Raw genomic sequence first — 20,300 nt, 5'->3', positions numbered from 1 at the left:
ACCGTTATATCAGTGCCTGTTCCTTTTCTTTTACGCCGAACTGTTTCCCCACCTCGGATAATCACTGCCTTTTCTCTGTTCAGGCTCTTTATGACCGGATACATCTTCTCCATCACGTGCTTCCTCCATTCGCTTGATTAACGTTTTTTTCATCAACGGATCAAATTCTAAGTTTTGACAGATAGCAAATGTATCCTTGGAAGAGAAAACCATCTGTTCGATTTTTTCCAGCAGCAGGCCTGTAAATAACAAATACGGCATGACATAGACTTTTTTATATCGATAAGGAAGAAATGCCAATGCCTCTTCCATACTTGGTTTCCCGAGTTTTAAAAAAGCAGTGTACACAGGGATATCCAGCCTTTGTTCGATTTTTCTTCCTATCTGCTGCAATCCTTGAATCGGTTCAATATGGCTGCTTCCTCTGCCGACCAGTAAAATGGCCGTATCCGGTTCATGATTTTCCGCTTGAATTCGTTTTACTGCCAGATCCACCATATAAGGATATGTTCCAAAAGGGGCTGTCATTTTAAACGAGATAAAAGGATATTCCTTCTGCACTGCTGCTATTTCTTCAGGAATGTCTAATTTATGATGCAATGCTGAAAAAAGAAGCACTGGCACAATTAAAAATCGTTTTGCGCCTTGCGTTATTAATTTTTCAAGCGTCTCCGCAATGGTCGGGTTCGTTAATTCCAAAAATGCTATTTCCTGATTTGGCACATCGACTTCTTCCATCACAGATGCAATAAAACGCTTAAACTGTGTATTCCCCTCCTCACGACGGCTTCCATGACCAATATAGACTACAGCATCAAACATGTTCACCCCTCCAATTGATTTGTTTCAATTCCGCTTGAACCGCTTCATCCATATGACAGAACCCTTGCTCTATCGCATATTCCTTGACACTCTCTCCTATATAGGCAAATTTGATATCTGAAAGATGCGTGATACCAAGTTTTTGCAATGCTTGGATAAAACGTGTCACTGCTGCTTTGTTCGGGAAAATAACCGTTTCCCAATCATTTTCAGACAGCATTCGTGTATGAATGGCATCAAAACGTTCATCCACCAGCCATTTATGCGTCGGATAACCTGCTTGCCCATGGCGTATATCGATTTGTGATCCAACCACAATCGCAGGCGCGTTCCCATCCTGTACACGGTCTGCCATAACCCCTCTTGCAGCCAATGCTTTTCTTGTCCCTTCTGTCTGATATGCGATATTCCGCGGCAGGTCGCGCATATCATAATGCGCTTGTCTGTATTGCCGAAAAAACACATCGACACTGGAAGCATTTGTAAAAATCAGCCGATTTGTCTCCAATATTGTTTGGAATACTTCCGCTGTAAATGCATATTCCTTTTGTTTAAGCACAGGAAAGGAATACGCTTCTGCTCCACGTTCCGTAAAATAATCTTCTAAAGTACAGGAATACCCTGTTGCTTTCGCAATCAAAATCCTTCTTCCGCTGAACTTTTTGTTATCAAACCAGGTGAGTTTTTCCCTTAGGCCCACGACATCACCGACAATCATCATCGCAGGACTCTTAATATGTTCTTTTTCAATACTGGTTTGAATCGTTTCTAATGTTCCCTCGACTACTTTTTGCTTTCCTAACGTTCCCCATTGAATAATGGCCACTTTGGTATCCGACGGTTTTCCCTGACAGATCAATTCCCTGCAATTCGTCAGCATTTTCTTCATACCCATATAGTAGGCTACTGTATCTCCCAGAAGCTGTCCATCCTCTCGCAAAGCAGCATTACTTTGACAAGTATGCCCGGTGCGAAGGGTCAGACTGGTACTGTAATCCCGATGCGTCACAGGAATACCGGCATAGGCTGCTGCTGCAATACTGGATGTGATGCCCGGAATCATTTCAAATGCAAGATGATTGGCCACAAGTTCTTCCGCCTCTTCACCGACTCTGCCAAATACAGAAGGATCTCCCCCTTTTAAACGGACAACACGATAGCCTTGTCCTGCATACTGCACAAGCAACCTATTAATTTTCTCTTGCCGCATCGTATGCCTTTCTGGTAGCTTCCCGCAGTAAATAAATACACAGGAATCTTTTGCATCCCGCAGCAGCCTCGGGTTAGCAAGGCGGTCATATAAAATGATATCCGCCTCTTGTACACGCTGCATCCCTTTTTTCGTTACCAGTCCTGTATCTCCAGGACCGGCTCCGACAAATGAAACAAACCCTTTTTGCGTTTCCATAAGCTACACCACGATGTGTACATAACCGTCAATAACTTCTGTTTCATAGGTTTTCACACAACCATCATCCGGCTCTTGCACTTCCCCGGTAACAAGTGAAATTTTCCGATTATGCAGCGGACAATAAACAAATTCTTCCGAGACAATCCCTTCCGCTAAAGGGCCTCCTGCATGCGGGCATCTGCCCCCAATTGCCTGCACCTCTCCATTGCTTAGATGAAAAAGGGCAATCGGCATGCCATTCACATGGACTTCCTTCCCAATTTGCTTTGGCAACTCTTCCAGTTTGATGATTTTTATTCGTTCTTTATTTGCTTCCATGATAAAACCTCCTCTTTATCGAAAAAATGATCACTTTCAATCACCTAATTGTTTACTTTTTCACAATTTCATACATTTCTTTTTCTTTTAAACTTTTAAGGGTGCTGCTCCACGCCTCCTCATACGTATTTTTTGCTTGATGGAAACGTTCGACCAGTTCCGCATTCTGTTTTTCATTTAAAAGGACCAATTGAATATTTTCTGCACCGATCCGGTCAACCCAAGGCGCAGTTCTCTCGTTATAAATACCTGTTTCCCGGTAATATTGCATATAAGCTGTTGCCATGGTAATGACTTCTTCTTCCGTCTCCACCGTTGTAAAGGAATCACATTCGCGGACTTCTGTACCGCCATTTCCTCCAAAGTAAAGCTGAAATCCATTCTCCACACAGACAACCCCAAAATCTTTTGTTAGTACTTCGGCACAGTTACGAGGACAGCCTGACACGCCCATCTTCATTTTATGCGGGGTATCCACCATTTCCAATTCTTTCTCAAGGCGGATTCCAAGCCCTAGCGAGTCTTGGGTTCCGAAGCGGCAAAACTGTTCGCCGACACAAGATTTTACGTTTCGCAATGATTTAGAATAAGCATATCCGGAACGCATGCCGAGATCTTCCCAAACTTGCGGCACATCTTCTTTTTTTACACCGTATAAACCAACTCTGCTCGCGCCGGTGATTTTTACTAAAGGCACATTATATTTATTTGCCACTTCGCCAAGCCGGATCAAGTCATCCCCTGTTGTTGTACCGCCATACATCCGCGGGACGACAGAGAATGTCCCGTTATTTTGAATATTGCCGTTCATTCGTTCATTGACGAAGCGGGAAGCTTTATCATCTTCGTATTCTTCCGGTCTGATCATTCGCATATAATAATTGAGCGCCGGACGGCAGACATGACAGCCTTCTTCACTTGCAAATCCAAGTACATTACGTACTTCTCTCGGAGATTGCAAACCTTTCTCTCTCATCTCCTGAACTACTTCATCGCGTGTTAAGGTTGTACATCCACACATGCCTGTTTTCACCGCAGCCGGGTCAAAACTGTCTCCCAGCGTATGAGCTAGAATCCCTTCGACAACGCCCTTACATTTCCCGCAGGAAGCACCGGCCTTTGTACAGGTTTTGACTTCTTCAAATGATTTTAAATCCTGTTCCAAGATAGATTGAACAATCGTCCCTTTTGTAACCCCATTACAACCGCAGACTGTCTCATCTGGACTCATCTCAGCAATCATCTCATCTACAGCATCTTCTCCTGCTTTTTGCATCACCGCCGCGCTTGTAAATTCACTGATATCCGTTTCCTTCTTCAGCATACTGAATAGCCGCGTTCCATCTGAAGCATCTCCATAAAGGATCACACCGACTACTTTGTTATCCGAAACAAGCACTTTCTTATACACACCGGAAAACTGATCTTGCACAATAATTGCATCGGTTTTTTCATCCTCTTCCATTTTCCCTCCAGAAAACAGTTCACATCCCGCAACTTTTAACTGTGTAGATAAAATACTGCCACGATACCCTTCCGTTTTCTCGCCTGTTATATATTTCGCAAATGCCACCGCCTGCTCATAAAGCGGTTCAACCAGCCCATAAGTCATCCCGTTATGTTCGGTACATTCACCCACAGCATAAATAGAAGGAACAGAGGTCTGCATGTAATCATTCACAATAATTCCCCGATTAACATCTAAATCAGCCTGTTTTGCTAAATCTATATTCGGACTAATTCCAACTGCCATGACAACCAAATCACATTCTGTAGAAGTACCGTCTGAGAATGTGATGCCTTCCACACGATCTTCCCCGTAAATTTCCGTCGTCATTTTTTCCATTAAAAATTCCATTACCTGCGCTTCTAAATCCTTCTTCAGCATTTTTGCTGCTGACCTATCTAACTGCTGCTCCATCAGCCACGGCATCAAGTGGACCACTTGCACCTGCATCCCCCGATCCATTAAGCCTCTGGCAGCTTCCAAGCCAAGAAGTCCTCCACCGATAACAACTGCTTTCTTATATTTTTTGGAAACGTCCACCATATACTCTGTATCCTGAATATTACGAAAGCCGATAACACCTTCCAGATTCCTCCCCGGCACAGGCAAAATAAAGGCGCTGGAACCTGTAGCGATAATTAATTCATCATAAGAAATCACGCTGTCCTTATCTGTTTTAATGATCTTCTCTTCCGGCAGCATCTCCGTTACTTTTTCACCGGTAAACAACGTAATTTCATTCTCTTCATACCATGGCCAGTCATTTATTTTAATATCACCGACTTCTGTGTCTCCCTGTAAAACATGTGAAAGCATGATCCGATTGTAGTTTGGATAAGGTTCATCCCCTATAATCGTGATATCAAAAGCTTCTTTATCTCTTTTTATAGTTTCCTCTATACACCTGACTCCTGCCATCCCATTTCCAATCATTACGAGCTTTCTTTTCATGATACAACCCTCCGAGTTATTGTGAAATATTTCACATGTTGTGTTAAAAATAATAATGTGAATAACTTCACAATTAGTGTTAAAATATATAGTTACATCTCTTTTTTCCGGAGAAGTAACTACCTTTAATGATAGTGTAGCATACTTCTTTTTTGAATTGTATTGATTTTTTGAACAGTTTGTGTCTGGAATATTTAAAACAAACCAACAAAGAAAATAGTACGCTGTTTTGTAGCAATTTAAAACCGCCAAAAACGTTGCATCCACAGCGTTTTTGGCGGTTTTTGCTGTCAAAGGTGAGATGACATTATTTGATGGTTAATTCATAGCTTTCTGCAATTAAATCCCTGATATCATCTACATCTTTTGTATAATCCAACACAATACTAACCCAATTATTTTTATCCATATGATATGCAGGAAAGATATTCTCATTTTCTCTTAAAGAACCTATAAATTCTTTTCTGGCTTTTACATTTAATACATCAATTTTGTTATCGCCTTTTATTCCTAACTTATCTTCTGTAATATCCATAATTAAGCCAAACCATTTTTTATTATCCTTATGCCTTAAAGCAGCAAAGTTTGAGAATTTCTTCCATGGATAATCCGGGCTAATATCATATTTTTCTTTTACATAATCAAAAATATCTTGTCTGCTTATCATCGATTAACCCTCCTGTCTGCTCATCTATAAATGTACGTTACCTTTTATAAATTAACTTTCCCTTTAAAGAGTAGTATCAAACTCTTTAAATCAAGCATACATCCATTTTTAAAAACATGGAACGATGGTGATGCTGTAAAGAAAAGGAAAGTTGATAAACGAGCCAAGAAGGGTATGTGACCGTGCTGATGGAAATCACAAGAAAAATATTCAAATAATTTCTCACCATTGCGGGAGTTTTTTAATAATGTCTCTCTTGATTTGTTTAATATATTGATAGATTGGTCATACTGCTATATAAAATGAAAAATAGGTTTAATAACTTGGAGGGATTGAAAATGGAAGCATTTGATATCTATACAGATGGAGTACACCATACAGTGGTCGCTAATTCTCAAAAAGAGGCTAATGCATACTTTGCAAAGGTTTCAAATAAAAAGATCATCTATTCGGAGCCTGTGATTGGCCCAGGTATAATTAATTGGTCCATATGCGACACTTCAGATTTTCATAACATTGAAAAATAGAAATTTTATTTGTTAAAGCCCTGCAAATCGTGAGGGCTTATTTTTATGTTTCAACACGCTGTGATTTTAAGTCTCATGTATAACAAATGATGATTGCTAAAAATGACGGACCTCTATCATTTAACACTGCTAGTTCCGATTCTGTTCCTTTATCAAAATGTAAGGAGTCAATACCTATAACATCTCGGGTCTTTTTCAGAAACCTATGCCTTGCTTACATCGCAGTCCACCATATAAAACAAACACTAAAAATAGGATGTTCGTTATCTCTCCGCACGAACGTCACTAGACAGTAATCCGGTCGATCCATTCACTGACAAGCGCCTCGAACACCGCAGGCTGCTCAATCTGAAGGTTATGCCCTGCAGAGTCAAGGGCCACATAAGTTGCTCGTGGATAATGTCCTAACAGCTCGAATTGGTCGAGATAGCCGACGCTGTCATCCTGCCGCCCGGTCAAGATCAGTGTAGGACAGGTGACGGGATCGTCGTCTTCAGGTTCATGGGTGAGCTGCCACTGCTGGCGGATACGTTCCATAGCTGTGTAGTCAGCAATCTCTAGGCCTGGAAGAATCTCCTCGCAGAACCGTCGGAGAACCTCTGGTGACTCGACAACGGCGATAGAAGTGAAGATCTCGGCCGTGTGCTCATCCAAAGAAGCGATTAAATCAGGATCAGGGCGCAGTACTCTCCGTTCGGCTGGACGGCTCTCGGCAGTTTCTACACGTTGGGCAGATGGACAGATCAAGGCTAGACCAAGAACCTGTTCACGACGAGTGTGTGCGATTGCGCGAGCAAGATAGCCGCCGTAAGACTCACCAAGGAGCAAAAAAGGCTCGGTCCCGATGTGATCGTCTATGAAGTCCTCCAAAGCTGCGAGTACATCATCAGAAGAGTTCATCTTAGCAGCCGGCGCCGGGGAATTGCCCATGGAAGGCAGATCCGGGTATAAGCGCCTGTATCCAGAGCGCTGGGTAAAAATCGGTTCCAGGCATCCGAGCATCAAGCGATGGTCGGGTTCCCAGCCGTGCACCGCCAGCACCGGGGTCCCCTCTCCTCTTTCTTCAAAGTGTAGTTTTACTTGAGTACGCTGTGGCATATAAGTTCCTCCCTTTCTTGATATCGTTGTATGTCCAGGAGAGCACTAGCAGCTCTCATCCCAGCAAGTGCTTCACTAATAACAGCCATTGTTGCTTACAAAATTTCCAAGTCAAAAGACAAGGAGAATGATTAAGCAATAAAGGAAAGGAACGATAACTCCTTTCCTTTATTATAAATTATAATGAGGAGGACATCAATCTAACGCTTGTTATGGCAATAGCTTCATTCGTTATTTCATTGGCAGTGTTATTATATAATAGTAATGCAAAATAAAAAGAAATAGGTGGCTATACAGATTACAAACATTAAGGACAATGTATACAAATTGCTTTTTGAATCTGGGCTAACTAAATATCAAGTATCAAAAAAGACGAGCATTGCTCAAACCACCCTATCTCGATTCACCCGTAAAGAAAGCGATATTGAAAACATGCTCATACTCATCATCTTATGTTTATAATTGATGTCTCTCAGTTCCACTCATCTTAATCTTATTTAATTAATTCAATTTACTTTATTTATTATTTTTTACGGGTCAACACCAAAATCTATGGTTGGAAAATATAATTAAATCTCATATAAAGAGGATAGCAACGGCTATAGTTCTCGCCGAGCAAAAAATAAAAACAAAAGTACCATATGTCTTTTATTTTTATTGAGAACGAATATCTTTAATATCTTTTCATATAAATGAGTGTAGTATCCGTATATCTTTACAAGTTCGGCTAATTAAATTAGCCGCAGAAGCATATGTAGCGCACCACGTCCTTACCTTTACCTATAATGATAGGTTCACCTTGTGCTCCAACCCGTGAGCTCCTTCCCAACCGCTTAATTTATAACTTTTTCACCCTGATTATTAATATGTAATAAGATGTTTTTTCCGTCAATAGCATAGCAGGTTATCAAATACTGTCCCTAACCGCCACGTATGTAAAGATTACGAAGGCCGATACCCTGTTCTCTATGATTTGGCAACAGCTCACCAGAATTCTTTTTTGTAATAAAAGTTAATCTCATTGCTCTCTATTCGCTATTCCATTTCGTCTACTATTATTATTTACTTTCCAACCAATTATTAGCACAATAAATAAGGGCAATATAAAAATGTAAATAGGAAGTTCTTCCGAAAAACCGCCCTCTGACTCATAAGATATGTAATTCATAAGTATAAACGCCACTAAAATTGGAATAATCATAATTAAAAATTCAAATTATTTGAAATCTGTAGATAATTTTGATAAAATTATTTCCAAATGAATTTTATTTTTTTAGTTATGATATGAAAGTCTTAACCAATTTTTGGTACTAGGTTCCAAAGGACTGAACTTTAATATATATTTAGTTTAATATTTTAGAAATGAGGGGGAAAAACAATGATGAAAGTTTCGTGGTCAAGATTAATGTTCTTTACAATGCTGATCTTTGTATTGGCTTTGGCAGCATGTGGCAATGGTGATACTTCAGACGAAGAATCAACTGATGACTCGGATGCTGTAACAGAAGAAAGTGCTGACGAAGGCACTGATGAAAGTACAGATACAGATGCAGATGCAGAATCTGAACCACCAGTTACTGAGTTTGAACCAGCATTTCCAGAACAAACAAGAGCACCTGAAGTAGAGACTGAAGCAGAACTTGATGTGGAAGTTGTTGTTGAGGGTCTTGATGTGTCTTGGGGTATGGAAGAGTTTGATACAAACCGCTTACTTGTTACGCAAAGAGATTCAGCAGAACTTCTTATTATAAACCTTGAAGATGGCTCTGTTTCAGATCCAATCGAAGGTACACCAGAAGTAAATAACGAAGGTCAAGGCGGGTTACTTGATGTAACCATTGCACCTGATTTTGACGAATCAAGATTAGTATTTATGACGTTTGCTCAAGATATTGAAGATGGTACTGTAACTGCTGTCGGTAAAGGTGTTTTATCAGAAGATGAAGCCTCCCTTGAAGATTTTGAAGTAATCTTCCAAGCAGAACCAGCATATGATGGTGACTTACACTATGGTGGACGTATTATCTTTGATGCTGATGACAACCTATTCTTAACAACTGGTGAGCGTTCAGATGATCCAATTCGCGAACGTGCACAAGATTTAGATGCTTACTTAGGTAAAGTAATTCACATTACACAAGATGGAGAAGCGGTAGATACAAATCCATTTATTGAAGATGAAGACGCATTAGATGGTATTTACAGCTACGGTCACCGTAATATTCAAGGTGTTGACTTCCACCCTGAAACAGGGGACTTATGGATTGTTGAATTCGGTCCACAAGCTGGAGATGAACTGAATATTATTGAACCAGGTTCTAACTATGGATGGCCAATTGTTTCTTATGGTATCGAGTACACTGGTGAGTTAATCAATGATGGTATTTCAGAACACGATGCACATGGCTTTGTTGAACCAGTATATTATTGGGATCCAACAAGTGCACCAAGTGGGATGTCATTCTATGATAACGATGCAATTCCTGAATGGGAGAACAACATGTTCATCGGTGGTTTAGCGCCAAACTATATTGTACGTGTCGTTATTGAAAATGACCTCATCGTTGGAGAAGAACGTCTATTAACTGAAGAAGGTGAACGTTTCCGTGATATTCTTGTAACTGAGGATGGCGCGCTTATAGCAATCACTGATGGCGGTCTAATTTATAAGATTACTGCAGCAGGCGAAGGTGACACAGTTGAAGGCACAGAAGTAGACGATGTTGATACTGATGAAGACGACGCTGAATAATTTATTATTCTCTAAAAGCACCCAACCTTATGTCAATGTCATTAACTTAAGGTGCTTGACAATATTAAAGAAGCAGGCATTCATGGATTTCCATGAATGCCTGCTTCTATTTTGAAAGATAGGAAAGTATAAAGAAAAAGAATCAATTTTTGACTACGCATTTGACTACGTTACGATGAAATCCAATGAAATTCATTGAAATAAAAAAAGTGTCAAAAATCCTATCACACCAAGGTTTTTGACACTCATTGAACTTTCATAAAATTGTCTGATAAAACGAAAATAGAGACGGAGGGAGTTGAACCCTCGCCCAAGGACAATAATTGTGTTTCTTGCTTACCTGCATATACCAGCATAAGATAAAAAGCCATCCTTTCAGACAGCCTAATATGAATGTATATTTACAAACACTAAAGTGAGCGAATATTTTTCTTTAGAATATGAACCGTTTCTGCAAACGCTAATCGGTGTGTAACAATATCGACGATGAAGTCTTCTTGTTCCTTTTGTGAATGCATTCCAAAAGAATATCCATTATAAGATAAAAATTGCATCATTGCTAAAAATGCCGTCCGCTTGTTTGCATTATAAAAAGGATGATTTTGTGCTAAAGATTCTAAAAGAGCAGCTGCTTTTTCTTCTATTAACGGGTATGCCTCGTTCTCTAATACAGATTGCTGAGGCCGATAAACTGCAGACTCTAATAATGAATAATCCTTCACACCAACTTGCTCTTTAGGGGAAAACTTCATTATAACATATTTATTAATCGCTTCTGCTTCTTGTACTGTCACATATCTCATTTAACGTTCTATTAAACCTTTTACAGTTTCTTCATGCTTTTTCACATTGCTTTCCAGTGTTTCAAAGAAATCCGCACTAATCCCATCCGGCAATTCTATACTTCTGCTTTTCTTAAAAGAAATTTCTCCATCTTTTGCAGATACTCTTACTGTATCTCCTGGATTTATCCCTTGTTCTTTTAGTATATCCAAAGGAATTGTTATTCCATAACTGCTTCCAATTTTTGTGATTTTACGATTCATATCTTTCACCACCAATGACATAATTTATTTCTCCTTATATTATATTCATTATAACAATTATAATACATATAATCGTTTATTGATAGGATATTGTTTTTCAACATTTTCAAGATTAAAATCTAAATCCTGTTCCAAGAGCTGCTTTGAGAAGTTTCAAAACCGTGTTTATTCAAAAAAACACCTTCTACAATTTGATTTAAAAATCGTAGAAGGTGTTTAAATTTAAGAAAAGTTGATACTCTTTGACCTCATGAATCTTTTTTAAAAGTTTCCCCAAGTTCATTTATGGAGACGGAGGGAGTTGAACCCTCGTCCAGGGATATCGCCACTCAAGTATCTACACGCTTAGTTGGTATATTGTCATTCGCTCTCATGTCAGCCTACCAACAGGCTTCCATGGAGCTAGTCTGATTACGTTCTTCTGCCCATCCTCAGACGGTGGATGGCAGTATAGCCCGCTTCATTTGAGACCCTTCAATCTGCCACACGGGCGATGGCAGGAAGGATCGTTTTAGGCTACTTACGCAGCTGCTAAAACAGGTTGATTGTTTTCTTTGCCAGTTATATTTAGGCGTAACGTTTTACGAGCCGTAACCTCGACGTGCAACTTGAGCTCAATCTATCCCTGTCGAATCCGTAACGTCCCCGTATAAAATACAGGAAATATTGAAACTCATTTCAATTATTCAACTGTTCCTTGTTTCCTTCGTATGGTCTGTATATGCAACAACATACTGTGAACAAGGTATTCTTCATTATAACAAATGTAGTGAAAAAGTCAAGCATCGCTCGAATTAGCGCATGTTTTCTTTGATTGCCCGATCCACATCCCGTTTCATCTGCTTCCTTTTCATGTCTTCACGCTTATCGAATTTCTTCTTTCCTCTTCCAAGGCCAAGCAATACCTTAGCATAACCATTTTTAATATAAATCTTCAATGGAACTAATGCATAGCCCTGCTGCTGCGTCAAACCGATTAATTTATCAATTTCCTTACGGTGCAGCAATAATTTTCTGGAGCGGGTCGGGTCGTGATTATAACGGTTCCCCTGTTCATATTCAGCGATATGCAGGTTGACTAATTGTACTTCCCCTTTTCTGTCAATCCGCGCATGTGAATCCTTGATATTCACTCTGCCATTACGAATAGACTTGATTTCCGTTCCTTGCAGAACAATACCTGCTTCAAACGTATCTTCAATAAAATAATCATGGGAAGCTCTTCTATTTTGTGCAATGGTTTTTCCGTTTCCTCTTGGCATTTGACATCATCCTCTTCCATTGAACTTGTTAAAAGTCCCTGTTCGTCTGTGGGGAAATAGATTATCCACAACGAAATCCTCTATATATTTTACCAAAAAACTTGCCTCTTCACAAAAATATATCGTTTTTTTGTGTCCCCGCTGAAAACGATAAAACCTCTATAAAAGAGATTTTATCGTTTTGGTTTATTCTTTTTCTTATTTTTAGCTTTTGCTTTGCCATTTGCGTTCGTTTTTGATTTGTCTTTTGTCTTTGAAGATGACTGGACAACTTTTCCTGAAGGCTTCTGTTTTCTTTCTTTCCGGCGCGGAGAAGCTAAGGATGTCAATTCAAAATCAACGGTATATTCCTCCAGATTGACATCAGCCACTTTAATATCGACTTCATCTCCAACCCGGAAAACTTTTGCCGTCCGTTCTCCAATCATTGCTTGACTGCGTTCATCAAAATGATAATAATCATCTGTCAGGTAGCTGACGTGAACCAGTCCTTCCACCGTATTTTCCAACTCGACAAACATGCCAAAATTCGTTACGGAACTGATAATACCGGTGAATTCCTCACCAATTTTATCTTTCATAAATTCTGCTTTCTTCATATTATCGGTGTCGCGTTCTGCATCCACTGCCCGGCGTTCCATTTCTGAAGTGTGGCGGGCAATTTCCGGCATTTTATCCTTCCAGTGCTTCATCGTTTTCTTATCCATTTTTTTCTCAATGAGATAAGTGCGAATCAAGCGATGCACAATTAAATCTGGATAACGGCGGATTGGCGATGTGAAATGCGTATAAAAATCAGTAGCCAAACCAAAATGTCCGACACTCTGCGGAGAATATTTCGCCTGCTGCATCGAACGCAGCATTAATTTCGAGACAATCATTTCCTCCGGGTCATTCTTAATGGAATCAAGCACTTTTTGCAATTGCTGCGGATGAACCTCATTGGCTGTTCCTTTTACGGAAATACCCAGACCGGCTAAGAACTCATAGAATTTCTCCAGTTTTCCTTCATCCGGTTCTTCGTGAATACGATGAATAAATGGAACATCCATCCAATGAAAATGCTCGGCAATTGTTTCGTTGGCAGCAAGCATAAATTCTTCAATTAATTTTTCCCCGACGGAGCGTTCGATAATGATAACATCATTTGGATGTCCTTTTTCGTCGACGAGTACTTTGGCTTCTTTAAAATCAAAATCAATAGCGCCTCGATCAAAACGCTTTTTGCGCAAGATAGATGCAAGCTGTTCCATATCTTCAAACATCGGAACAAGCGGCTCATATTTTTTGCGCAGTGCTTCATCCTTATCCACTAAAATCTTGTTTACATCCGAATAGGTCATGCGTTCATTTGAATTAATGACACTTTGGAATATTTCATGGTTCACGACTTGTCCGTTCGTATCAATCTCCATTTGACAGCCAAGTGTTAAACGATCGACCTGCGGGTTCAGAGAACATATTCCGTTTGATAAACGATGAGGAATCATTGGAATCACGCGATCCACTAAGTAAACGCTCGTTCCTCTTTCGAAAGCTTCCTTATCCAGCGGTGTTCCTTCTTCTACATAATGACTGACGTCCGCAATATAGACTCCAAGCTGGTAATTGCCATTATCCAGACGCTTAACACTTACCGCATCATCCAGATCTTTGGCATCTGCGCCATCAATCGTCACAATCACTTCGTCCCGTAAATCTTTTCTCCCCTGTATATCAGCGGGATCAATTTCTTCAGGGACGTTATTTGCCTGTTCGATAACCTCTTCCGGAAAATCTATCGGGATGCCGTGCTTATAAATGATGGAAAGAATATCAATGCCCGGGTCATTTTTATGACCTAGTATTTGAACAATTTCTCCTTCTGCACTTTTCCTTCCTTCCGGATATTTGGTGATGCGCGCAAGCACTTTATGACCATCCACAGCTCCATGCATACTTTCCTTTGAAATAAAAACATCATTTGGAATCCGTTTATCATCCGCGATAACAAATCCAAAGGAACGGTTATCTTCAAACGTGCCGATTACAGTAACGACAGCTCGTTCTAAAATACGGATAACCTTTCCTTCCGGGCGGCCTTCATCTGAGTCTTTCTTTTCCGGACGAACAAGTACGGTGTCCTTATTCATTGCTGAACCGATATCATTCGCATGAATATACACATCACTTTTATTTTCATCCTCTGGAATAAGAAAAGCAAAACCTTTAGCATGCATTTGAATCGTTCCCTTGATAAGGTTCATTTTATCGGGAAGACCAAACCGATTTTTCCTTGTACGAACCAGTTCTCCTTCTAATTCTAATTCATTTAGAGCAATAACTAATTCTTTAAATTCTGTCGCATCTTCTAGTGCCAAACCTTCTTCTAATTCTTGTATAGATAAAGGTTTGGTGCTGTTTTCTTTAATATAATTTAAAATGCGTTCTTTCATTATTTCACCTCTTTCTGTTTAACTTTTTTGCTTTATACTCTATACTTCCCAATCGAGGCTTTCTAAAAACCTATAGATATCTTCATGCAGTTGTTCTTTTTCTTTATCCATCGTAATAATATGGTGGGAATTCGCATACCATTTTATCTCTTTATCGGCAGTTTCTACATTGTCGTAAATGTAATTCGCACTATCGGTATTAATCATTTCATCCTTCTCCGCCTGTATCACAAAGGTAGGTGTATAAATCATATCAATATTTGATTTCACTTCTTTTATGGTTTCACCTACTCCTTGAAAGAGATTCTCTGATTGCTCTATAAGCGCATCCATTTCTTTTTCAATAACCGCTTCGTCCTTCTGCTCGAATTGTTTAAACTCCCTGGAAAACTTCTTGAAACCTTTTGTCAGCTGTTTCTCATTGTCAAAATACATCGGTGCACACATCGACACCATCCCTTTAATGTTTTCCGAATAGGCAAGTTTTAAACCTAATACGCCGCCTAAAGAAAGACCAGCCACTGCAATTTCTTTATAACCTAACTCTCGCAAATGGTTATATGCAGCCTTCACATCTGCCCACCACTGATCCGGGTTGCTTTTGATTAATTCTTCCGGCGGGAGCCCGTGTCCGCGATAAATTGGCGCATGGCTCGTGTATCCTTTTTTCTCGAGAAAACGTCCCAGCATACGGACATCTGCGGAGTGTCCGGTAAATCCATGTAATAATAAGACAGCCCGTTCACCTGCTTCAAATGTAAACGGTTGTGGTAAGTTTATTTTCACAATTATCCATTCCCTTCATCTTCCATAAATCATTTTAGCCTATTCTATTTCTAGTATACCCTGCTTCACGAAAAGCGAAAATAAAAAAACCTTATCACAAAACTGCGATAAGGGTAGTATTTATTGCAATACGTATGCTGCTATGAAAGCTAATATAAAAAACAGTACACCCGTAACAATTGTTGAACGGTGAAGCACTAAATCAAGTCCGCGCGCCTTTTGCTTTCCAAATAGCTGCTCTGCACCGCCTGAAATCGCACCTGATAAGCCTGCGCTTTTTCCAGACTGCAGTAACACTAGCGTAATCATCACGATAACATCTACCACTAATAAAACATTAACCACAGTTAACCACATGTTTTCAAACTCCTCCTATGTTCCGACAATGCTATCATATACTTTACCATACTTTTCATTTATCGCGCAAGATGGAGTTGGAGAACATCCTCTTCATCCATGTTGATAACAGTTTTTTTTCTTCCCTTTTCCCGTTTGTTCAAAACCTCTCCTCCACGTATAATGAAATTAGAAATGACGTGTTAATGAAAATAGGAAGCCTGCCTGCAACCTTACCAAAGGAGGGAGATTTTTGTGGAAATAAAAAACGACTGGCTGGAGGTTTCTGACGGCGCAAGCATTTTTATCAAACAATGGTTACCCGACAACAAACCCATCGGTATCTTGCAAATTGCCCACGGTATGGTGGAGCACATAGAACGTTATCACGATTTCGCTTCTTATTGTACTTCGTTAGGTTTTATCGTCATTGGCAATGACCACCGCGGTCATGGCAGAACTGGTGATGCAGAAATACAAGGGTATTTCACAGAAGAAAATGGTTTTCAGCGTGTGGTCACAGATCTGTACGAAATTATGCAATACGGCAAGAAAGCTTTTCCGTCTCTTCCTTATTATTGCTTTGGGCACAGTATGGGTTCTTTTTTAATGCGACAATTCATTCAGCATCATAATACCGAAGTAGATGGATTAATACTGATGGGAACGGGGCACTATTCCAAAGTGCTCGCAACAGCAGGAAAAATGATTGCTTCCCTTCTGCCGCCCAAGAAAACCTCTCCTTTTATGAATTGGCTTGTTTTAGGACGGAATAGGAAACAAGATAAACTTCATAAGCACGAATGGCTGACGAGAGATAAAGCAGATGCAGCAGCTTATGAAGCAGATCCCTATACCGGTTTTATTCCGACTGCCCGTTTTTTCTATGATTTATTAGACGGTATTTACCAAACCAGAAAACAATACCGCTACCAACATATACGGAACAACCTTCCTCTGCTTCTCATCAGCGGGAATGAGGATCCAATTGGTCAATTCGGAAAAGGTATATGGAAAACAGCTGCTCTTTTTCAAAAAAGCGGACTGGAAAATATCCTCGTTCAAGTTTATGAGGGCGGGAAACATGAATTATTACATGATACCTGCCGCGACGAGGTATTTGCGTTTATTGGAGATTGGCTTATGAATGGAGGAAAATAGAGACAACTTCTATCAGGTATTTTGTCCCCTCCATTCTTGCATATTTGTCACAGGCTATTTTAAGATAGGTATGTTATAATTATAACTATAGTTCTATTAAAGAAAGGATGCTCTTATCATGAAAAAAATGAATGGAATTGCTGCTTCTAGTGGAATTGCCATTGCTAAAGTATATGAACTCAAAGAACCCGAGCTAAACTTTAACAAGATCTCAGTAGATAATCCAGAACAAGAAATCGAGCGTCTTGAAAGCGCACTCGCAATCTCCAGACAAGAACTGGAGAAAATTAAAGCACATACTTTAAAAGAAATTGGCGAAGAACATGCAGAAATCTTCTCTGCACATTTACTTGTATTAGATGATCCGGAGCTTATCAGTCCTATCAAAGATAAAATAAATAATGATAAAGTCAATGCAGAAGCTGCTTTAGATGAAGTCGCTACCATGTTTATCGGCATGTTCAAAGACATGGATAACGAATACATGCGCGAACGTGCAGCGGATATCAACGATGTAACAAAACGTGTGATGTCTCATCTGCTGGGAGTTTCTTTCCCGGACCCGGCACTTATCGATGAACAGGTTGTTGTGGTGGCAAAAGACTTAACTCCTTCTGACACAGCACAGTTAAATCGCGAATTTGTAAAAGGGTTTGCAACGGATATCGGCGGCAGAACTTCTCACTCTGCTATCATGGCCCGTTCCTTAGAAATCCCTGCAGTGGTGGGTACCAAAGAAATTACCGGCGCAGTGAAAAAAGATGATCCAATTATCGTAGACGGCATTGACGGTGAAATTATTATTAACCCAACCGATGAAGAGATTAAAGTATATGAAGAAAAACAAGCTGCATTTGCCAGACAGCAGGAAGAATGGGCAAAATTAAAAGACGAACCCACTTTCTCTGCAGACGGCGAACAAGTAGATTTGGCTGGAAATATCGGGACACCAAACGATGTGGAAAGTGTCATAAGCAATGGTGGCGAGGGTGTCGGCCTTTATCGTACAGAATTCTTATACATGGGCAATTCCGAATTACCTTCAGAAGATGTTCAATTTGAAGCGTATAAATCCGTATTAGAAAAAATGGATGACAAGCCTGTCGTTGTAAGAACACTTGATGTCGGCGGCGATAAAGAAATCAGTTACTTAGATTTGCCAAAAGAAATGAACCCATTCTTAGGGTACCGCGCCATCCGTTTCTGCTTGGAAAATGAACATGTATTCCGTCCGCAATTGCGTGCACTGCTTCGTGCAAGTGCTTACGGCAATTTAAAAATCATGTTCCCGATGATCGCTACATTGGAAGAATTCCGTCGAGCTAAATCTTTACTGTTTGAAGAAAAAGAAAACCTTCAAAATGACGGCGTAGAAGTTTCTGACAGCATTGAAGTCGGTATCATGGTAGAAATCCCTTCTACAGCAGTAATTGCCAAACAATTTGCGAAAGAAGTTGATTTCTTCAGTATCGGCACAAATGATTTAATCCAGTACACTATGGCTGCTGACCGTATGAATGAACGAGTTTCTTACCTGTATCAACCATACCATCCAGCAATCTTGAATCTGGTCAATAACGTGATTGAAGCGGCTCACTCAGAAGGAAAATGGGTCGGCATGTGCGGAGAAATGGCTGGAGATTCTACAGCGATTCCATTGCTCCTTGCCCTTGGCCTGGACGAGTTCAGCATGAGTGCCACTTCTATCCTGCCGGCAAGAACGCAGATTCTCAACCTGGATAAAAAAGAACTTTCCAACCTGAAAGAGCAATTCTTATCCGCAAGCACTGCGGATGAAGTTCTTGCATTGGCGGAAAAGACGATTAATAAATAAGTCAAGAACGCTTCATTCGGTGGTAACGGAAATTCTTTGCAACCACTTGGGTGAGAACAACTAAATCTATTGGAGAGGCTGTGATTTCTTAAAGAATTCACAGCCTCTTTCTTTTGCAATAACATAATTTTTTTAACGGTTGCTTCTAAGAAACAATATAGCCACTTCTCACCTATCGTTTTTGCTGAAGAGTCTCATAAAGCAATGATATTTATACTTTGTCCTTTTTACAACCGTTATTGTTTAAATAAACTTTTCATGCTAAAATCAAGTTAACAAATAAGTTAATTAAACATATATGTTATAAAAGGGAGTGCCCTATAAATGAAATTTAACAGTTTTGGATTATTGCCGCCAGATGATTACGAGCTTACTATAGAAGAATTAAAGGAATCTTTATTGGTTAATGGCCCACAAAATGGAACAATTTGGGATAAAAAATGGAGAAAACATTTGGTTAGACAACTGGAATTAATGGTTAAGCAACTATGGAACGTAGGCATTAGTGAAATATTTATTGACGGATCTTTTGTAGAAAATAAGGCACATCCTAATGATATTGATGGATAGTTTGAATGTAATGTTGTGGATTTACCAATAATAATAAGAGAATTAAATATAATGGAACCAGACAAGATTTGGACATGGGATAGTCAAACTCGGAAACCTTATAAAGGTTATACCAAAAAGCAATTGCCTATGTGGCATAAATACAGAGTTGAATTATATCCGCATTATGGAGATGGTCCACAAACTGGAATCTCTGATAAATATGGAAATAGCTTATTATTCTCTTCTGCATTTAGACAGACGAGAGACTCGCATAGACCTAAGGGATTTATTAAACTTTTAAAGTGAGGGATATTTATGATAAAAACGGAAAATGCTTATAAAGAAGCCGTATTAAAATTAAAACAAGATGAGAAATTTATAGCTTCTGAAAAGGAAAAATTTAAAAAAATGGGCCTTGAAAATGAACATATAGAATTGGCCCTCCAACCCTATGTATCATTTCATGAACAATTGAAAGAAGAAGTAGATTATTATGAATGTATTAAACGCGGAGAATTTGAAACAGTTATTAATTTACACACAATTGGCAAAACCTTAATAGCATTCAGAATTTATATTGGTATGTCCCAAAATGAATTGGCGGAAAAATTAGATGTTTCCCCTTCTCAGGTTTCACGTGACGAGAAAAACGAATATTTTGGAGCAACCATTGAGCGTATACAAAGCATCATGGAAGCAATGGGAATGACCTCCATTACAAAAATAGAGCCATCCACTGTTATTTCAGCATAAAAAGCTTATCAGTATTGGCTCCAAAAGCACCAAACCTTTTCATTGGTACTCTTGGGGCCCCTCTACTTCCATTTCATCCTGA

At 39.6% G+C, this 20,300-nt stretch carries 18 protein-coding genes and 1 other RNA gene; 6 read left to right on the top strand and 13 right to left on the bottom strand.

Translation table 11 applies throughout. From position 1 onward, the window contains the following. Positions 1-30 precede the first annotated feature (30 nt). From ACFQ19_RS17275 to ACFQ19_RS17255, 5 genes are all read right to left on the bottom strand, one after another. Positions 31-822, bottom strand: coding sequence for a sirohydrochlorin chelatase (locus tag ACFQ19_RS17275; protein ID WP_379593914.1), 792 nt, complete (start codon positions 820-822; stop codon positions 31-33). Beyond that, positions 815-2,230, bottom strand: coding sequence for a uroporphyrinogen-III C-methyltransferase (cobA, locus tag ACFQ19_RS17270; protein WP_379593913.1), 1,416 nt, complete (start codon positions 2,228-2,230; stop codon positions 815-817). The genes ACFQ19_RS17275 and cobA overlap by 8 nt, the downstream gene beginning before the upstream one ends. Positions 2,231-2,233: 3 nt before the next feature. Continuing rightward, positions 2,234-2,551, bottom strand: a complete 318-nt coding sequence (nirD, locus tag ACFQ19_RS17265; RefSeq protein WP_379593912.1) for a nitrite reductase small subunit NirD — start codon at positions 2,549-2,551, stop codon at positions 2,234-2,236. 52 nt (positions 2,552-2,603) lie between these two features. Continuing rightward, the gene (gene nirB / locus ACFQ19_RS17260; RefSeq protein WP_379593911.1) at positions 2,604-5,009 is read right to left on the bottom strand and encodes a nitrite reductase large subunit NirB; all 2,406 of its coding nucleotides are present in this window, start codon (positions 5,007-5,009) and stop codon (positions 2,604-2,606) included. A 307-nt stretch (positions 5,010-5,316) separates the two neighbouring features. Continuing rightward, entirely contained in the window at positions 5,317-5,676 is a 360-nt protein-coding gene (locus tag ACFQ19_RS17255) for an MmcQ/YjbR family DNA-binding protein (protein WP_379593910.1), read from the bottom strand. A 338-nt stretch (positions 5,677-6,014) separates the two neighbouring features. Here ACFQ19_RS17255 and ACFQ19_RS17250 point away from each other — a divergent pair, with 338 nt between their 5' ends. Further along, on the top strand, positions 6,015-6,203 hold the full coding sequence (locus ACFQ19_RS17250) for a hypothetical protein (RefSeq protein ID WP_379593909.1): 189 nt from the start codon (positions 6,015-6,017) through the stop codon (positions 6,201-6,203). 285 nt (positions 6,204-6,488) lie between these two features. On the opposite strand, the gene ACFQ19_RS17245 is transcribed toward ACFQ19_RS17250, so the two are convergent. Further along, positions 6,489-7,301, bottom strand: coding sequence for an alpha/beta fold hydrolase (locus ACFQ19_RS17245; RefSeq protein WP_379593908.1), 813 nt, complete (start codon positions 7,299-7,301; stop codon positions 6,489-6,491). Between the two features lie 1,378 nt (positions 7,302-8,679). Between ACFQ19_RS17245 and ACFQ19_RS17240 the strand changes: the two genes are divergently transcribed. Further along, positions 8,680-10,053, top strand: a complete 1,374-nt coding sequence (locus ACFQ19_RS17240; protein ID WP_379593907.1) for a PQQ-dependent sugar dehydrogenase — start codon at positions 8,680-8,682, stop codon at positions 10,051-10,053. A gap of 410 nt (positions 10,054-10,463) precedes the next feature. Here the strand turns inward: ACFQ19_RS17240 and ACFQ19_RS17235 are convergent, their stop codons facing one another. The 7 genes from ACFQ19_RS17235 to secG form a co-directional block, all read right to left on the bottom strand. Continuing rightward, positions 10,464-10,856 (bottom strand): type II toxin-antitoxin system death-on-curing family toxin, encoded by a 393-nt coding sequence (locus tag ACFQ19_RS17235; RefSeq protein WP_379593906.1) that lies wholly within the window; start codon positions 10,854-10,856, stop codon positions 10,464-10,466. Further along, complete coding sequence (locus ACFQ19_RS17230) at positions 10,857-11,120, bottom strand: AbrB/MazE/SpoVT family DNA-binding domain-containing protein (protein ID WP_379593905.1); 264 nt, start codon at positions 11,118-11,120, stop codon at positions 10,857-10,859. Between the two features lie 262 nt (positions 11,121-11,382). Continuing rightward, positions 11,383-11,746: a transfer-messenger RNA gene (gene ssrA, locus ACFQ19_RS17225) on the bottom strand. 147 nt (positions 11,747-11,893) lie between these two features. Then, positions 11,894-12,361 carry an SsrA-binding protein SmpB gene (smpB, locus tag ACFQ19_RS17220; protein ID WP_379593904.1) on the bottom strand — a complete coding sequence of 156 codons (468 nt, stop codon included), beginning with the start codon at positions 12,359-12,361 and terminating at the stop codon, positions 11,894-11,896. A gap of 173 nt (positions 12,362-12,534) precedes the next feature. Next, the gene (rnr, locus tag ACFQ19_RS17215; protein WP_379593903.1) at positions 12,535-14,796 is read right to left on the bottom strand and encodes a ribonuclease R; all 2,262 of its coding nucleotides are present in this window, start codon (positions 14,794-14,796) and stop codon (positions 12,535-12,537) included. Between the two features lie 39 nt (positions 14,797-14,835). Further along, complete coding sequence (locus ACFQ19_RS17210; RefSeq protein WP_379593902.1) at positions 14,836-15,582, bottom strand: alpha/beta hydrolase; 747 nt, start codon at positions 15,580-15,582, stop codon at positions 14,836-14,838. Positions 15,583-15,702: 120 nt separating this feature from the next. Continuing rightward, entirely contained in the window at positions 15,703-15,939 is a 237-nt protein-coding gene (gene secG / locus ACFQ19_RS17205) for a preprotein translocase subunit SecG (protein WP_080873394.1), read from the bottom strand. Between the two features lie 234 nt (positions 15,940-16,173). Here secG and ACFQ19_RS17200 point away from each other — a divergent pair, with 234 nt between their 5' ends. From ACFQ19_RS17200 to ACFQ19_RS17185, 4 genes are all read left to right on the top strand, one after another. After that, positions 16,174-17,079: an alpha/beta fold hydrolase gene (locus ACFQ19_RS17200; RefSeq protein ID WP_379593901.1), complete on the top strand. Its 906-nt coding sequence runs from the start codon at positions 16,174-16,176 to the stop codon at positions 17,077-17,079. Positions 17,080-17,197: 118 nt separating this feature from the next. Beyond that, positions 17,198-18,913, top strand: coding sequence for a phosphoenolpyruvate--protein phosphotransferase (gene ptsP / locus ACFQ19_RS17195; RefSeq protein WP_379593900.1), 1,716 nt, complete (start codon positions 17,198-17,200; stop codon positions 18,911-18,913). 324 nt (positions 18,914-19,237) lie between these two features. Then, on the top strand, positions 19,238-19,483 hold the full coding sequence (locus ACFQ19_RS17190; RefSeq protein ID WP_379593899.1) for a DUF6932 family protein: 246 nt from the start codon (positions 19,238-19,240) through the stop codon (positions 19,481-19,483). Between the two features lie 297 nt (positions 19,484-19,780). After that, the gene (locus ACFQ19_RS17185) at positions 19,781-20,218 is read left to right on the top strand and encodes a helix-turn-helix domain-containing protein (RefSeq protein ID WP_379593898.1); all 438 of its coding nucleotides are present in this window, start codon (positions 19,781-19,783) and stop codon (positions 20,216-20,218) included. Positions 20,219-20,300: the final 82 nt, after the last annotated feature.

The sequence above is a fragment of the Oceanobacillus locisalsi genome, assembly GCF_042675985.1.
Lineage (GTDB): Bacteria > Bacillota > Bacilli > Bacillales > Amphibacillaceae > Oceanobacillus > Oceanobacillus locisalsi.
The sequence above is the reverse complement of the archived record's forward strand: the minus strand, read 5'-3'. Positions and strand labels throughout refer to the sequence as shown.

Coding starts and splice junctions, on each gene's coding strand:
- ACFQ19_RS17230 (WP_379593905.1), bottom strand. CDS start 11,120: ATGTCATTGGTGGTGAAAGATATGAATCGTAAAATCACAAAAATTGGA.
- ACFQ19_RS17275 (WP_379593914.1), bottom strand. CDS start 822: ATGTTTGATGCTGTAGTCTATATTGGTCATGGAAGCCGTCGTGAGGAG.
- ACFQ19_RS17240 (WP_379593907.1), top strand. CDS start 8,680: ATGATGAAAGTTTCGTGGTCAAGATTAATGTTCTTTACAATGCTGATC.
- secG (WP_080873394.1), bottom strand. CDS start 15,939: ATGTGGTTAACTGTGGTTAATGTTTTATTAGTGGTAGATGTTATCGTG.
- ACFQ19_RS17255 (WP_379593910.1), bottom strand. CDS start 5,676: ATGATAAGCAGACAAGATATTTTTGATTATGTAAAAGAAAAATATGAT.
- ACFQ19_RS17235 (WP_379593906.1), bottom strand. CDS start 10,856: ATGAGATATGTGACAGTACAAGAAGCAGAAGCGATTAATAAATATGTT.
- cobA (WP_379593913.1), bottom strand. CDS start 2,230: ATGGAAACGCAAAAAGGGTTTGTTTCATTTGTCGGAGCCGGTCCTGGA.
- rnr (WP_379593903.1), bottom strand. CDS start 14,796: ATGAAAGAACGCATTTTAAATTATATTAAAGAAAACAGCACCAAACCT.
- ACFQ19_RS17190 (WP_379593899.1), top strand. CDS start 19,238: ATGAAATTTAACAGTTTTGGATTATTGCCGCCAGATGATTACGAGCTT.
- nirD (WP_379593912.1), bottom strand. CDS start 2,551: ATGGAAGCAAATAAAGAACGAATAAAAATCATCAAACTGGAAGAGTTG.
- ACFQ19_RS17245 (WP_379593908.1), bottom strand. CDS start 7,301: ATGCCACAGCGTACTCAAGTAAAACTACACTTTGAAGAAAGAGGAGAG.
- nirB (WP_379593911.1), bottom strand. CDS start 5,009: ATGAAAAGAAAGCTCGTAATGATTGGAAATGGGATGGCAGGAGTCAGG.
- ACFQ19_RS17185 (WP_379593898.1), top strand. CDS start 19,781: ATGATAAAAACGGAAAATGCTTATAAAGAAGCCGTATTAAAATTAAAA.
- ptsP (WP_379593900.1), top strand. CDS start 17,198: ATGAAAAAAATGAATGGAATTGCTGCTTCTAGTGGAATTGCCATTGCT.
- smpB (WP_379593904.1), bottom strand. CDS start 12,361: ATGCCAAGAGGAAACGGAAAAACCATTGCACAAAATAGAAGAGCTTCC.
- ACFQ19_RS17250 (WP_379593909.1), top strand. CDS start 6,015: ATGGAAGCATTTGATATCTATACAGATGGAGTACACCATACAGTGGTC.